15 protein-coding genes are annotated in these 14,325 nt (G+C 66.9%); 13 read left to right on the top strand and 2 right to left on the bottom strand.

Annotated elements, in window-relative coordinates; genetic code table 11:
* From ACZ0AJ_RS12915 to ACZ0AJ_RS12865, 11 genes are all read left to right on the top strand, one after another.
* A complete protein-coding gene (locus ACZ0AJ_RS12915; RefSeq protein ID WP_499455033.1) occupies positions 1-1,092 on the top strand; it encodes an HlyD family secretion protein in 1,092 nt (363 codons plus the stop codon).
* Positions 1,089-2,468: an efflux transporter outer membrane subunit gene (locus ACZ0AJ_RS12910; RefSeq protein WP_499455032.1), complete on the top strand. Its 1,380-nt coding sequence runs from the start codon at positions 1,089-1,091 to the stop codon at positions 2,466-2,468. The genes ACZ0AJ_RS12915 and ACZ0AJ_RS12910 overlap by 4 nt, the downstream gene beginning before the upstream one ends.
* Positions 2,450-3,073, top strand: coding sequence for a tRNA-uridine aminocarboxypropyltransferase (locus ACZ0AJ_RS12905; protein WP_499456784.1), 624 nt, complete (start codon positions 2,450-2,452; stop codon positions 3,071-3,073). Before ACZ0AJ_RS12910 ends, ACZ0AJ_RS12905 begins: the two co-directional genes overlap by 19 nt.
* Positions 3,074-3,157: 84 nt before the next feature.
* Entirely contained in the window at positions 3,158-3,580 is a 423-nt protein-coding gene (locus ACZ0AJ_RS12900; RefSeq protein WP_499454907.1) for a thiol-disulfide oxidoreductase DCC family protein, read from the top strand.
* Positions 3,577-4,608 carry an NAD(P)/FAD-dependent oxidoreductase gene (locus ACZ0AJ_RS12895; RefSeq protein ID WP_499454906.1) on the top strand — a complete coding sequence of 344 codons (1,032 nt, stop codon included), beginning with the start codon at positions 3,577-3,579 and terminating at the stop codon, positions 4,606-4,608. The genes ACZ0AJ_RS12900 and ACZ0AJ_RS12895 overlap by 4 nt, the downstream gene beginning before the upstream one ends.
* Positions 4,605-5,327, top strand: a complete 723-nt coding sequence (gene ubiG, locus ACZ0AJ_RS12890) for a bifunctional 2-polyprenyl-6-hydroxyphenol methylase/3-demethylubiquinol 3-O-methyltransferase UbiG (protein WP_499454905.1) — start codon at positions 4,605-4,607, stop codon at positions 5,325-5,327. Before ACZ0AJ_RS12895 ends, ubiG begins: the two co-directional genes overlap by 4 nt.
* A 65-nt stretch (positions 5,328-5,392) precedes the next feature.
* Positions 5,393-6,586, top strand: a complete 1,194-nt coding sequence (locus tag ACZ0AJ_RS12885) for a PA0069 family radical SAM protein (protein WP_499454904.1) — start codon at positions 5,393-5,395, stop codon at positions 6,584-6,586.
* A 209-nt stretch (positions 6,587-6,795) separates the two neighbouring features.
* Positions 6,796-8,181, top strand: a complete 1,386-nt coding sequence (locus tag ACZ0AJ_RS12880) for a S41 family peptidase (RefSeq protein WP_499454903.1) — start codon at positions 6,796-6,798, stop codon at positions 8,179-8,181.
* Between the two features lie 88 nt (positions 8,182-8,269).
* Positions 8,270-8,866: a hypothetical protein gene (locus ACZ0AJ_RS12875; RefSeq protein ID WP_499454902.1), complete on the top strand. Its 597-nt coding sequence runs from the start codon at positions 8,270-8,272 to the stop codon at positions 8,864-8,866.
* A gap of 188 nt (positions 8,867-9,054) precedes the next feature.
* Entirely contained in the window at positions 9,055-10,350 is a 1,296-nt protein-coding gene (locus ACZ0AJ_RS12870; RefSeq protein ID WP_499456783.1) for an MFS transporter, read from the top strand.
* A gap of 61 nt (positions 10,351-10,411) precedes the next feature.
* On the top strand, positions 10,412-10,996 hold the full coding sequence (locus ACZ0AJ_RS12865; protein ID WP_499454901.1) for an AAA family ATPase: 585 nt from the start codon (positions 10,412-10,414) through the stop codon (positions 10,994-10,996).
* On the opposite strand, the gene ACZ0AJ_RS12860 is transcribed toward ACZ0AJ_RS12865, so the two are convergent.
* Positions 10,977-11,558: a gamma-glutamylcyclotransferase gene (locus ACZ0AJ_RS12860; RefSeq protein WP_183555387.1), complete on the bottom strand. Its 582-nt coding sequence runs from the start codon at positions 11,556-11,558 to the stop codon at positions 10,977-10,979. The genes ACZ0AJ_RS12865 and ACZ0AJ_RS12860 overlap by 20 nt on opposite strands.
* Positions 11,559-11,612: 54 nt before the next feature.
* Positions 11,613-12,518 (bottom strand): LysR family transcriptional regulator, encoded by a 906-nt coding sequence (locus ACZ0AJ_RS12855; RefSeq protein WP_499454899.1) that lies wholly within the window; start codon positions 12,516-12,518, stop codon positions 11,613-11,615.
* A 109-nt stretch (positions 12,519-12,627) separates the two neighbouring features.
* Here ACZ0AJ_RS12855 and ACZ0AJ_RS12850 point away from each other — a divergent pair, with 109 nt between their 5' ends.
* Both ACZ0AJ_RS12850 and maiA read left to right on the top strand, forming a co-directional pair.
* Positions 12,628-13,653 carry a fumarylacetoacetate hydrolase family protein gene (locus ACZ0AJ_RS12850; RefSeq protein ID WP_499454898.1) on the top strand — a complete coding sequence of 342 codons (1,026 nt, stop codon included), beginning with the start codon at positions 12,628-12,630 and terminating at the stop codon, positions 13,651-13,653.
* Complete coding sequence (maiA, locus tag ACZ0AJ_RS12845; RefSeq protein ID WP_499454895.1) at positions 13,650-14,294, top strand: maleylacetoacetate isomerase; 645 nt, start codon at positions 13,650-13,652, stop codon at positions 14,292-14,294. Before ACZ0AJ_RS12850 ends, maiA begins: the two co-directional genes overlap by 4 nt.
* The last annotated feature ends 31 nt before the right edge of the window (positions 14,295-14,325 follow it).

The raw sequence follows: 14,325 nt of genomic DNA, 5'->3' as shown, positions 1-14,325 counted from the left end.
ATGTCAGAACCTGTTCCTACCCCCGCGCGCCCGACGCGCAAGATCATCCTCAGTGCGCTGGCCTTTGCCGCCATCGCGCTCGCCGGCATCCTGATCGTGCTGTACGCCTGGAACCTGCCGCCGTTTCGCAGCACGTTGCAGGCGACCGAGAACGCGCTGGTACGCGGCCAGGTGACGATCATCAGTCCCCAACTGAGCGGCTACGTGACCGAGGTCCGCGTGCAGGATTTCCAGACCGTCAAGAAGGGCGAGCTGCTGCTGCGCATCGATGACCGGATTCCGATCCAGCGCCTGGCGCAGGCACGGGCCGAATTGGCCAACCGCAAGGCGGCGCTGGCCAACTTCGCGCAGACGAACGCCAGTGCCCGCGCCACCATCGCGCAGAACCAGGCGCTGCTGGCCTCGAACGAAGCCCAGGCCCGGCGCAGCAGCGCCGACCTGCGCCGCGTGGAAGAGCTGGCGGCCGACGGTTCGCTGTCGGCGCGCGAACTCGACGCTGCGCGCGCTACCCGCGCCCAGTCAGCGGCCAGCCGCGACCAGGCGCGTGCCTCGGTCGAGATCGCCCGCCAGAACCTGGCGTCGGTCGGCGTCAACCGCGCTGCCCTTGAAGCGGCGGTCGCCAGCGCCGAAGCGGCCGTCAAGCTGGCCGAGATCGACCTGGCCAACACCAACATCACCGCGCCGCGCGACGGCCAGTTGGGGCAGGTGACCGTGCGCCAGGGTGCCTTCGTCAATGCGGGTGCGCAGCTGACTGCACTGGTGCCGAACCAGATGTGGATCATCGCCAACCTGAAGGAAACGCAGATGGCGGGCGTGGCCGTTGGCCAGCCGGTCAGTTTTAGTGTCGATGCACTGGGCGGCGCCAAGCTGCGCGGTCACGTCGAGCGCATCGCGCCGGCCACCGGCTCGGAGTTTTCGGTGATCGCACCGGACAACGCCACCGGTAACTATGTCAAGATCGCCCAGCGGATTCCGGTGCGCATCAGCATCGACCCGAACCAGCCGCTGGCCAACCGCCTGCGGCCCGGGATGTCGGTGGTGACGACGATCGATACGGCTGCTGCCACCACGGCGAACGCGGGGCAGCGGTGAAGCGGCGCTTGGTGGTTCTGGCGGCGCCACTCCTGTTGGCCGCCTGCGCAATGGCGCCGCAGCCGGCGCCGCCGTCCTCGGTGACGGTGCCGATGGCGTGGCGCACGACCTTGCCCGGCGCGAATGCCAGCGTCGAGCGCGACTGGTGGCGCGCATTCGGCGATCCGGCGCTGGACACCCTGGTGCAACAGGCGCAGGCGAACAATGGCGACCTCAAGGTCGCCCGCGCGCGGCTGCAGGAATACCAGGCGCGCATTCGCGTGGCCGACAGCGCGCGTCTGCCGGCACTGAACCTGTCGCTGGCGCCGACCCGGGCGCGCGCCATCGGCCCGCAGGGCACGCCGGTCGAATCGACGTCGCTCGTGGGCGCCGTGCAGGCCAGCTACGAGCTGGACCTGTTTGGCCGTGTAGCGAACACCGTCGAGGCGGCGCGGTTCGAAGCGCTGTCGCAGGAGGCGGCGCTGGAAGCAGCGGCGCTGGCGGTGGCGGCCAATACGGCGTCGGGCTACCTGAACTTGCTGGGCCTGGACGCCCAGCTGGCGCTGGCCAAGGCCACGCTGGCCTCGCGCGAGCGCTCGTACAACTTGGCGCGTCACCAGTTCGAGGTGGGCTACAGCTCGCGCCTGGAAATGTCGCAGGCCGAGGCCGAATTGCACGCGACGGCCGGCACCGTGCCGCAGCTGGAGCGGCAGGTAGCGCAGCAGGAGCAGGCATTGAATCTGCTGCTGGGCGCGAGCCCGGGCGCGATCGTCCGCGGTACCGATCTGCTGTCGCTGCGTGAACCGACCCCGGGCGCCGGCCTGCCATCCGAACTGCTGCGGCGCCGGCCCGACATCGCCCAGGCCGAGCAGGCCGTTGCGGCGGCCGATGCCAGCCTGGCGGTCGCGCGCGATGCGCTGCTGCCGTCGATCCGGCTGACGGCATCGCTCGGGGCAGGGGCGGGCGGTATCTCGCAATTGCTGCGCTCGCCGACGGAATTGTGGAGCATCGGCGGCAGCGTGCTTGCGCCCTTGTTCGACGCGGGCCGCCTGCGTGCCCAGGCCGAGATCGCCGGCACGGTGCGCGACCGCGCCATCTATGGCTATGAATCCGTGGTGCGCACCGCGTTTGCCGAGACCGAGAATGCCCTGGCGTCGATCGATGGCTTGCAGCGGCAACTGGTGGAAGCCGAGGCGCGCCGCGCGGCGGCCGGCGAAGTGCTGCGCGTGGCCCACAACCGCTACACGAACGGCTACGCGTCGTATCTGGAAGAGCTCGACGCGCAGCGTACGGCGTTCAGTGCCGATCTCGCCGCGCTGCAACTGCGCACGAGTTTGCTGGCTGCGCATGTCGATCTGTACCGGGCGCTGGGCGGTGGCTGGACGCCGGCACCGTGACAGATGTGGCTGGCTTGAAGCGCGCTGTCTGTGAGAGGTGCTTGCGGGCGCAGTCGGCCTGCATTTGTCGCTGGATCACACCGGTGCAGGCGCAGGCGCACTTGCTGATTCTGCAGCATCCGCTGGAAGTGGGCAACGCCAAGAACAGCGCGCGCTTGCTGCACCTGTGCGTCACCGGCAGCGTGATGGCGACCGGCGAAGCGTTCGATGCCGGGGTGCTCGACAGCCTGCTGCATGCGGATGGGCGCACGCCTGTGTTGCTGTATCCGGCCACGCCGGGCGACGCGGGCTTGCCGATGCCGCCGCCGATGCCGGCACTGCCTGCCGAGGCCCTGCGGCTGGTGCTGCTCGACGCCACCTGGCGCAAGAGCCGCAAGATGCTGTACCTGAACCCGGCGCTGCAACGGCTGCCGCGGCTGGGCCTGACGGACGTGGCGCCGTCGAACTACCGCATCCGCAAGGCGCACGCGCCGCATCAGCTGTCGAGCCTGGAAGCGGCTGCGCAGGCGCTGGGTCAGCTGGAAGGCGCGCCCGGGCGCTTCAGCCCGCTGCTCGACGCCTTCGACGGGTTTGTCGCACAACAGGCGGCCTACGTGCGTGCTTGAGCCACAGGATCACGCGCATGCAATGCAAGCAGATCTAATGAACAGGACGTGAACCGTTTAGCGGGGCATTAAACCGAAACACCCGTGACGGTGAACCGCATTTTGACCTGTTTCCTGTATGATCAAATCATGCAAGAACAATCCTCAACCTCCCCCACGGTGTACTACGACGGCGGCTGCCCGGTATGCACCCGCGAGATCGCCCTCTATCAGCGTCAGGACGGAGCCGACCAGGTGTGCTGGGTCGACGTCGCCCACTGCACACCCGAGGCGCTTGGCCCGGGACTGAACCGCGAGGCCGCTATGGCGCGCCTGCACATGCGCCGTCCCGATGGCACCCTGGCCAGCGGTGCGGAGGCATTCACCCTGCTGTGGCGTTCCCTGCCGCGCTGGGCCTGGCTTGGGCGCCTGCTGGGGTCCAGGCTCGCATTGGCGTTGCTGGAGCCGGCCTATCGCCTGTTCCTGGCCATGAGGCCGCTGTGGCGCGGCCGCGGCAGCAAGCGATGAGTGGTACGAGCCTACGGGTGGCGGTGGTCGGAGCCGGCATTGCCGGGGCCGCCTGTGCGCGCGCGCTGGCCGATGCCGGGCATGCGGTGCAGGTGTTCGACAAGTCGCGCGGCGTTGGCGGGCGCATGTCGACCAGGCGTGTAACGTCGGTCGCTGGCGCCGACGCCATGCTGGGTCTGGATCACGGGACGCCGTGCTTTGCTGCCACGGGCGCCGACTTCCTGGGTTTCGTCGAGCAGGGGCAGCGCGCCGGTCTGCTGGCGCGCTGGACGCCGCGGCTGGCGCATGCCGCAGCCCTGCCTGGCGGCGCGTTCTGGGTTGCCACGCCCGACATGCCGGCCCTGTGCCGCGCGTTGTTGAAGGACCTGCCGTTGCATACCCTGTGCACGGTGGATGGCGTGCGGCGCAGCGGCGCAACGTGGTCTCTGGAGAGTGCCGGTGTGACCTTGGCCGATGGCTTCGATGCCGTGGCGTTGGCCATCCCGCCGCAACAGGCGGCCGCGCTGCTGGGCGTGCATCGCCCGGATTGGGCCGCGAGCGCGCAGGCCGTGCCGATGTTGCCCGTCTGGGTCTTGATGGGCACAACCGATGCGCCCGCAACGGGCTGTGACTGGGACCTGGCGCTGCCCGCATCCGGCCCGTTGGCGCTGGTGGTGCGCAACGATGCCAAGCCGGCGCGCACAGTGCTGGCGGGGCAGGCCCAGTGGGTGGTGCACGCAACGCCCGACTGGACCGGCGCGCATCTGGACACGCCGCCCGACCAGGTGCAGGCGATGCTGCAGGCGGCGCTTGCCGATTGTGTCGGTGGAGCCCTGGCCTGGCGCTTCGCGGCCGTGCATCGCTGGCTGTATGCAACGCTGGCAGCGGCGCCCGGTGACGGGCAGGCCGCTGGTGCCTGGTGGGACGCGGAAATGGGGCTTGGCGTGTGCGGCGATGCCCTTGCCGGCGGCGGTGTGGAAGGCGCCTGGCGCTCAGGCCGCGCGTTGGCCGCGCTGGTGACCGCTGCTGCGAAAGGGGACCGGACATGAGCGCGCTTGCAGACGAAATCGCCCGCTTCGACCGACTCGGCGCTACATGGTGGGACCCGAACGGACCGATGCGGCCGTTGCATGTCACGAATGCGCTGCGCCAGGCTTATCTGCTGGCGCGCATGGCCTCGCATTTCGGTCGCGCCGATATGTCGCTGGCGGGCCTGCGCATCCTCGACGTCGGCTGCGGCGGCGGGCTGCTGTCCGAACCGCTGGCGCTGCGTGGCGCGCAGGTGGTTGGCATCGATGCCTCTCCCGGCAACCTGGCGGCGGCGCAACGCCACGCCGACGCCAGCGGCGCAGTAGTCGAATATCGCCTGGGCGAACTGGAGACTGTCCTGCAGCCCGATGAACGCTTCGACGTCGTATTGGCGCTCGAAGTGGCCGAGCATGTGGCCGACCCCGACGCCTTTATCGAAGAGGTGGCTCGGCGCGTGGCGCCCGGTGGTCTGCTGCTGGCGTCGACGATCGACCGTACCTGGAAGAGCTATCTGTTGGCCATCGTGGCAGCGGAGTACGTGTTGCGCGTGCTGCCGCGCGGTACACACCAGTGGCACCGCTTCGTCAAACCCGCCGAGATGCTGGCTGCCGCCACCGGGGCCGGGCTGCAGCGGGTCGACTTGCGCGGCATGCGTTACCTGCCGGTGTTGCATCGGGCCTCATGGTGCAGCGATACGAGCGTGAACTATCTGGCGACCTTCGCCCGTCCGCACAACTAGCGGCTTGAATTTGGTGAGGCAGCGGCGTAATATACTGTATAAACATACAGTATGGAGCAGCGGCCATGATCGACACCGATGAGCCCATCCGCCGCGAGCGGATAGAAGAACACGTCATGCTGGTGCCGCCGCGCGTTGCACGCAAGGGGCGTGGTGCGGTGTCGAACCTGCAGGGGCGCTATGAGGTGAACGGCCGCGAGCGCTTTGACGACGGCTGGTCTGATGCCGATTCTGAATCGGCTGCCGGGTCGACCGGTGAATCGGCTGCGTTCAAGACGGTGGTCACCGACGAGTTCGCCAAGACGATCCTGTCGCGCAACACGTCGCCCGATATTCCGTTCAGCGTGTCGCTCAATCCCTACCGGGGTTGCGAGCACGGCTGCATTTATTGCTTCGCGCGGCCCACGCACAGCTATCTCGGCCTGTCGCCGGGCCTTGATTTTGAATCCCGGCTCTTCGCCAAGGTGAATGCTCCCGAACTGCTGCGGCGCGAACTCGCCAAGCCCGGCTACGTCCCCGAACACATCGCCATTGGCGTGAACACCGACGCCTACCAGCCTTGTGAGCGTGAGCGTCAGATCACGCGCCAGGTATTGGAGGTATTGTCCGAATGCCGCCACCCGCTTGGCCTGATCACCAAGGCGTCGCTGATCGAGCGCGACATCGACCTGCTCGCGCCGATGGCGGCCAACAACCTGGCCTGCGCGGCGGTGACGCTCACGACACTCGACGCGCAGATTTCGCGCACGCTCGAGCCGCGCGCGGCCGCGCCAATGCGCCGTCTGCGCACGATCCGCACGCTGACCGATGCCGGCATTCCCGTCAGTGTGAGTGTTGCGCCGATTATCCCGTTCGTGACCGAGCCCGAGATCGAACGCATCCTTGAAGCGGCGCGCGACGCCGGCGCGGTCGGCGCCCACTACACGGTGTTGCGGCTGCCACACGAAGTCAATCCGCTGTTCCAGGAGTGGCTGCAGGCGCATTTTCCGGACCGCGCGCAGCGGGTGATGAACCGCATTCGCGAAATGCGAGGCGGCAAGGATTACGATGCCGATTTTACACAGCGCATGCATGGTGACGGCGTGTGGGCCGACCTGATCCGTCAGCGCTTTGAAAAAGCAGTCGAGCGCCTTGGCTTCAAATCCTTGCGCGGGCGCTTCGGGCGGCTCGATCGCTCGCAATTCCGGCGACCGGTGGTCGTGCCCGCGACGACACGCCGTGGCGCTGCTCAGGGGGCAGGGCAGCTGGACCTGTTCTGAGAATGCCGCTGATGCGCCAGCGCTGAACGCAGATCTGCACAGCGCCTGCTTACACCTGCTTACAAGCGCTTAACCGCACACAACACCTGGTCAGCAGAGAATCGGTCGATCATCAAGGACACCGACGCATGAAACGACTTCACGCCACCATTCTTTGCCTTCTCTTTCCCCTTGTCGCCGCAAGCACTTGCCGGGCAGGCGAACCGGTCGTGGTTCCCGCTGCCGAATTCCAGGCCTTGCTCTCGGCCTATGCCCTGGTAAAAACCCGGTACGTCGAAGCGCCGGACGACAAGAAGCTGCTCGAAGGGGCGATCGCCGGCATGCTCGCCTCGCTCGACCCGCACTCGGGTTTTCTGGACAAGGACGAACTCGATGCCGTCCGCAAGGACGAGGCTGGCGAGTACACCGGCATCGGCATCAGTGTCGACTTCGCCGCCGCGGACATGGCGGTAACGGCGGTCACCGCAGGCTCACCGGCGTACCTGGCCGGCATCGAGCCGGGCGATACGATCGCCTCGATCGACGGTGCGACGCTCTCTGGCATGCGCTTGCCTGAGATTGCGCGCCGCATGCGCGGCGTGCCCGGCAGCGCGCTGGACATCGGGTACCGGCGGGGCGGCAGCGGCGCCGTTCGTACCGCCAGGCTGCACCGGGCCGCGTTGCTGGCGCAGACCGTCACGACACGTGCGATGCCAAACGGCGTCGCGTGGATCCAGGTGTCGGCATTCGAAGGGCGCACCGCGCACGACCTGGTTGCGGCCTTGAAAACGCTCGATGCAAGCGGGGCGCCGCGCGGCATTGTGCTCGACGTGCGCAATGATCCGGGCGGCCTGGTATCGGCCGCGGTCGGCGTGGCCGGGGCATTCCTGCCGGCGGGGACGCCATTATTTTCGGCGCGCGGGCGTGCCACCGCTGCTGATCCTGCTGCCGAAGCCGAAGCCGAAGCCGAAGCCGCTGCCGCTGCCGCTGCCGCTGCCGCTGCCGCTGCCGCTGCCGAAGCCACCGTCACGGTCAATCCGCGGTTCTACCAGCGGCCAGACGAGCCGGACGTACTGGCCGACCTGCCGACATGGGCGCGAACCGTGCCGCTGGTCGTGCTGGTCAACGGCGCGTCGGCGTCGTCCGCCGAATTGCTGGCCGGCGCATTGCAGGACCACCGCCGCGCCACCGTGCTTGGCTCACGCACGTTCGGCAAGGGCTCGATCCAGAGCATCTTTTCGCTGACCAGCGACAGTGCCGTCAAGATCACGGTGGCGCGCTACTTCACGCCCAATGGCCACGAAATCCAGGCGCGCGGGATCACGCCGGACGTGATCGTGGCACAGGATCCCGCTCGTAACGATACGTTGGGACTGGCGTTGCGCGAAGAAGATCTGGCGCAGCATCTCGCCGCGATCCTGCCTGCACCGGATGACACGTCGCCCCCAACACGCACCGGGGTGGAAAGCACGCGCATGTTCGGCACGCGCGACGACAAGGCACTGGCGGCCGCCGTCAGCTTGCTCGGGCCGGGGCAGACTTCCCGTATCGGCAACGTGCTGGGCGCACTGTCCCCAAGCCTGAAACAACTTGGCGCAGCGCTGAAACGATGGTGACGCGCCGGTTAAGTTTCGGTAAAGCAGCACGACAGCCATCTGCCTTGCGCTTATATTCGTGATCGTCCTTTCTGACCATGGGTATCGTATGCCATTTCCAAACACGTTCTTACGCTTGCCTTGCTGGCTGCGCATCTGCCTGCTGTCACTGGCCATGGCCGGCGCGGGCACGGCGCATGCGGTACCACTGACCGATCTGCGCGCCGAAGACCTGCTGCCGATGGCGGGCGACCTGAAACAGTCACTTGGCCTGAGTCCCAACCAGCAAACCCTGTGGAGCAAGGCCGAAGCGGCGTCGCGCACGATCCTGCGCGATCGCGCCCGGCGCCGCGCGGCATTCCAGGAATGGGCCAGGACCTTGCTGGCCAGCCAGGACGCCGACCTGCGCAAGCTGGACGCAGCCACCGACGCCGAAAGCGCGACGGCAAACGCCGAGGACCGGCAACTGCGCGCGCTGTGGCTCGACGTGAATGATGGGCTGGATGATCAGCAACGCCGCCAGGTCGCCGGTCGGCTGGGCGAGCAGCTAATGCGTGTGGTGCCCGAAGGCGGCGGGCGTGGGGCCGCTCCGGGCGGACCACGTGACGAGCAGAACCGGCGCGGCGGGCCTAGCAACGGGCGCGGCCCTGGCGCCGGTTCAGGACCGGGTGGGCCGGGCGGCGCCTCGCTGAACTTCGGCGGCTGATCACGCACCGGCAATGGGTAAAACGTCACTGATGAGCTCGTTTTATTCTAAGATGCGGCATTGACAGGCGCGCCGCTCCGCGCGCCGTCCAGTCGCCTCGATAAGAATCCATGACCACACCAGTGACACCAGGGCAGGCCGGCCTTTCCGGCAACGGCCCGAACGAGGCCGGCGTTGCCGCCGTGACGATGGAGCAGGGCTTGCAGGCCGCCGGGGTCGGCAAGTTCCAATACCGGATCTTCCTGATCTTCGGCCTGGTCTGGCTAGCCGATGCAATGCAGGTGCTGTCGATCGGCTTTTCTGCCCCATCGATCGCGAAGACCTTCGGGCTCTCGATGCCGCAGGCCTTGCAGACGGGGACCGTGTTCTTTGTCGGCATGCTGATCGGCGCGTTCGTCTTCGGGCGCCTGGCGGATCGCATCGGCCGCCGGCCCGTGCTGCTGATGGCGGTGGTGATCGATGCCTGCTTCGGCGTGGCCTCGGCGTTCGCGCCCGATTTCACGTGGCTGCTCGTGCTGCGCCTGATGACGGGCATCGGCGTGGGCGCAACGCTGCCCGTCGACTACACGATGATGGCCGAATTCCTGCCCAGCGACCGGCGCGGCCGCTGGCTGGTGCTGCTCGAATCGTTCTGGGCGCTCGGCACGATTGCCCTGGCCGTGCTGGCCCTGTGGGCGGTCGGTTGGGGCGACGATGCGTGGCGCGTGATCTTCTTGGTCACCGGGATCCCGGCGCTCATCGGCATCGTGCTGCGCTGGTATATCCCCGAGTCGCCCATGTACCTGCACCGCAGCGGCAAACCGGACGAGGCGCGCGCCGTGCTGGAACGCGTGGCCAGGACCAATGGCCGCACGCTGACGATGCCGCCGTTGCTGCCCGAGCCGCAAGTCAAAACGACACTGCTATCGCTGTTCTCGGGCGGACTGCGCCGGCGCAGCATCGCGCTGTTCGTGGCCTGGGGCCTGATTTCGATTGCCTACTACGGCGTGTTCGTCTACCTGCCGATCCGGCTGAGCGCGGAAGGCTTCGGCTTCATGCGCGGCCAGGAGTTCCTGATCGTGCTGGCGCTGGTCCAGTTGCCCGGCTTCGCGCTGGCCGCGTACGGCGTCGAACGCTGGGGCCGCAAGCCGACGCTGGTCGGTTTTCTGCTGTTGAGCAGTGTCGGATGCCTTGGTTACAGCCTGGGCAGCTCGACCGTGCTGGTCGTCGGTTCGACGCTGTTGATGAGCTTTGCGCTGCTGGGTACGTGGGGCGCGCTGTATGCGTTCACGCCCGAGGTCTATCCGACCCGCCTGCGCGCCAGCGGGATGGGCATGGCGGGGGCAGTTGCCCGCTTCGGCGGCCTGTTCGCGCCGGCGATCATTGCACCGGTGATGGCGACGCACTTCACGCTGGCGCTGATCATGCTCTCCGGCTTCCTGCTCATGGGCGCGATCGCCATCCTGTGCGTGGACACCGAGTCGCGCCAGCGCGCGCTCGACTGAACCGTTGAGTTGTCACGGCGGCTCGGCTAGGATGTCGCATCGATCGTTACGGGATGCAGGCATGGGTGAGCAAGAGGCGGGCAGTCGGCTGGTGGTGTTTGTCGGCGCCGAGTCGACGGGGAAATCGACTTTGGCCAGCATGCTGGCGCGCGAGCAGGGCGCGCAGTTCGTGCCCGAAATCGGCCGTTTTATCTGGGAAGAAAAGCAGGGCCAGCTGGTGGCCGCCGATTATGTCGACATCGCCGAGCGGCACCGCGCTGCCGAAGACGCCGCCGTTGCCAGGGCGGGGGGCGAGTACGTCTTCGTCGACACCAATGCACTGACCACGCTGCTGCTCGGCCTGCGCTTCGGCCAGGTCACCGAGCCGGTGCCACCGGCCTTGCTGCGCTACGCACTGGAATGCCGCACGCGCTACCTGCACCATTTCGTGTGCGCCGACGACATCCCGTACGAAGAAGAGCCAGGCGTGCGCGAAAACGCGGCGTGGCGCACGCAGATCCAGCAACTGGTGCTGGACGATCTGGATGGGCGCGGCATCGGCTATACGATCCTGACGGGTTCGCTCGAACAGCGTGCTGCGCGCGTGCTGGCCACGCTTGCAGCCATCGCGCCGCAGGGGAACTCAATTACGCGTACTGCTGCGTAACCCCCATGGCCGCCAGATGCCGCTCGATTTCGAACACGTGCGGATCGGGTTTGCCCAGCGCGCGCAGCGATTGGGCCAGGCCCAGCAGGTAGTCGCTGTTCGGGCCGCTCGGGCCACGCGCCGTGGCGATCTGGCGCGCGATGGCGTGTTCATCGGCCGGGCCCAAATACGCCGCGTTGTCGTGCGTGGCGATATACACGATGCCTTCGTCGCTGCTGCCGTCGTCAAATTGCATCTGCGTCGCTAGGCGCAGGTAGCCGTTCTTTTCGCGATGGTCGAGGTGCGCGAATTCTTCGGGCGTGACGAGAAACGCCATGCCGTGGCAGACCGCATCGGGATCCGGCACCAGCGTTACCACACGCCCCGGCGCCGTCTCGGTGCCGCGGTGATCGTGCGAGCCTTGCCAGAAGCGGCGCGTCCAGCCGCGGATGGACGCCGCGCGCTGCTGAAGAAACGGGAAATCGGGTTTGAAGATCAGGGAGCCGTAGCCAAACAGCCAGACGCTGGCATGGCCATCGAACTTGTTCATCTGGCGGTTGATAGCGATGGTATCGTGGGACATCGTGGGTCCGATTAAAAAAGACACGGCCCATTGTAGCGTGCCTTTTTGTGAGAATCAGCCTTCCGCTTGCGCCCGTTTTACATATCCAAAGAGGAATTCCACATAACTCTCGGCGGCCGGCGACAGCGACCGGCCAGGCCGCGTGTAGACGAAAAAGCGCCGCTGCAGCGTCGGCGCATCGAGCGGGCGCATCGTCAATCCATACAGCGTGGCCAGCGGCGCCGCGTAGGGCAGGCATACCGTGACGCCCAGGCCCGCACTGACCATGGCCAGCGCCGTCGTCATGAACGTGACCTCGTGCGCCGGCGTGAGTGCAACGCCCGTGCGCGACGGCTGCACCGCGTCGAGCAGCAATTCGGTGAACTGGCCCTGCAGCGAGATGAACGGGTAGGCCGCCGCATCCTGCCACGTCACGCGCTCGAGCGCGGCCAGCGGATGCTGGTGCGGAAATACCAGCGCGAATGGCATGGTGAACAGTTCGCGTGCCAGCAGCGGTGGCGCGGGCGTGCGTTCCGGACCGATGCCCACATCGGCCTCGCCCGACAGCACGCGCGTAATGACGCCCTCGACTTCGGTATCGGCCAGGCGCACGACAATCTCCGGGTGCTGCGCGCGGTAGGCGGCAATGCTGGGCGGCAGCAGGGTGCACGCCATCAGCTGTGGCGCCGCGATGCGCACGACGCCTTTCTTCAGGCGCGTATGGTCGGCCACGTTAGCCAGCGCACCGTCCAGGTCATCGATGATCTGGCTAAATAAGGGCAGCAATTCGCGGCCGATGTCGGTCAGGCCGATCCGGCGCGTGCTGCGGTCGACGACCCGGGCGTCCAGCGTCTGTTCGAGCTCCTTGATCAGGCCCGACAGTGCCGATTGCGTCACGTGCAGCGTCTGCGCGGCCAGCGTGAAATTGCCGGTGCGGGCCAGCGCAACGAAGGCGCGCATTTGTCGTAACGTTGGATTCATCGGATGGATTGATTAGATAAGCTGATATATCACGCTGAAAATATCGTTTGTATGATAGTGCGTTTTACCTTGTAATGGCGGCTACTCAGCAATAACAAAAGGACAGTCCATGAAACTCGCCACCCTCAAAGCCGGCGGCCGCGACGGCACCCTGGTCGTCGTCAGCCGCGATCTGGTCACCTGCCAGCAAGTTCCGACCATCGCGCGCACGCTGCAGGCCGCGCTCGACAACTGGGATGCGTGCAAGCCGCAGCTCGAAGACGTCTATGCCCAGCTCAATGACGGCAACGCCGAGGGGGCAGAATCGTTCATCGAAGCAGATTGTCATTCGCCGCTGCCGCGCGCCTATCAGTGGGCCGACGGCTCGGCCTACATCAACCACGTCGAGCTGGTGCGCAAGGCGCGCGGCGCCGAGGTGCCGGCGTCGTTCTATACCGATCCGCTGATGTACCAGGGCGGTGGCGACTCGTTCGTAGGTCCGATGGACCCGATCGCGGCCCTGACCGAAGACTGGGGCATCGATCTCGAAGCCGAGGTGGCGGTGGTCACGGGCGACGTGCCGATGGGCGCCGACGCAGCCGAGGCGGCCAGCGCCATCCGCCTCGTCATGCTGGTCAACGACGTGTCGCTGCGTAACCTGATCCCCAACGAGCTGGCCAAGGGCTTCGGCTTTTACCAGTCCAAGCCGGCCAGTGCGTTCTCGCCGGTGGCGGTCACGCCGGACGAGCTGGGCGACGCTTGGCAGGGCAACAAGCTGCATCTGCCGATCCTGGTCACGCTCAATGGCGCCGCGTTCGGCAAACCCAACGCCGGCGAAGACATGACCTTCAGCTTCGCCCAGCTGATCGCGCATGCAGCAACCACGCGCGAACTGTGCGCCGGCAGCATCATCGGCTCGGGCACCGTGTCGAACAAGCAGGGCGGGCTGTATGGCTCGAGTGTCGAGCATGGCGGTGTGGGCTATTGCTGCCTGGCCGAAGTGCGCATGTACGAAACCATCGAAGGCGGCGCCCCCAAAACGCCGTACCTGTCATTCGGCGACACGGTGCGCATCGAGATGCTGGATGCGAGCGGGGCCAGCATCTTTGGCGCCATCGATCAGGAAGTCGTCCGTTACCACGAGAGACAACCATGAAACTGTATACCTACTTTCGCAGCTCGGCCGCGTATCGAGTGCGCATTGCCCTGAACCTGAAAGGGCTGGCCTACGATGCCGTGCCGGTGCACCTGCTCAAGGATGGCGGGCAGCACCTGCAGGACGACTATCGCCAGATCAACCCGAGCGGCCTGGTGCCGGCGTTTCAGGATGACCGCATCACGCTGTCGCAGTCGCTGGCGATCATCGAGTATCTCGAAGAAGTGTATCCGGACGTGCCGCTGCTGCCGAAAGATGCACCGGGCCGGGCGCGCGTGCGCGAGCTGGCCCAGATCATCGGCTGCGATATTCACCCGATCACCAATCTGCGCGTGCTCAATTACCTGGCGCGCGAGATCGGTGTGCCCGACCAGGCAAAGAGCGAGTGGTACCGTCACTGGGTGATCGAGGGGCTGCAATCGCTCGAAGCGCACTTGGCGCGCGATCCGGGCGCGGGGCCGTTCTGCCACGGCGACCATCCGACCATCGCCGACTGCTACCTGGCGCCGCAGGTATTCAATGCGCAGCGTTTCAATATCGATGTGTCGGCGTACCCGAATATCGAGCGCATCAATGCGCTGTGCATCGCGTTGCCGGCGTTCCAGGCGGCGCACCCGTCGCGCCAGCCCGATTCCGAATAGCGCGCGGGTGGATGCGAAGGGCGGCGGCGCG

The sequence above is a fragment of the Telluria sp. AC161 genome (genome assembly GCF_979258535.1).
The sequence above is the reverse complement of the archived record's forward strand: the minus strand, read 5'-3'. Positions and strand labels throughout refer to the sequence as shown.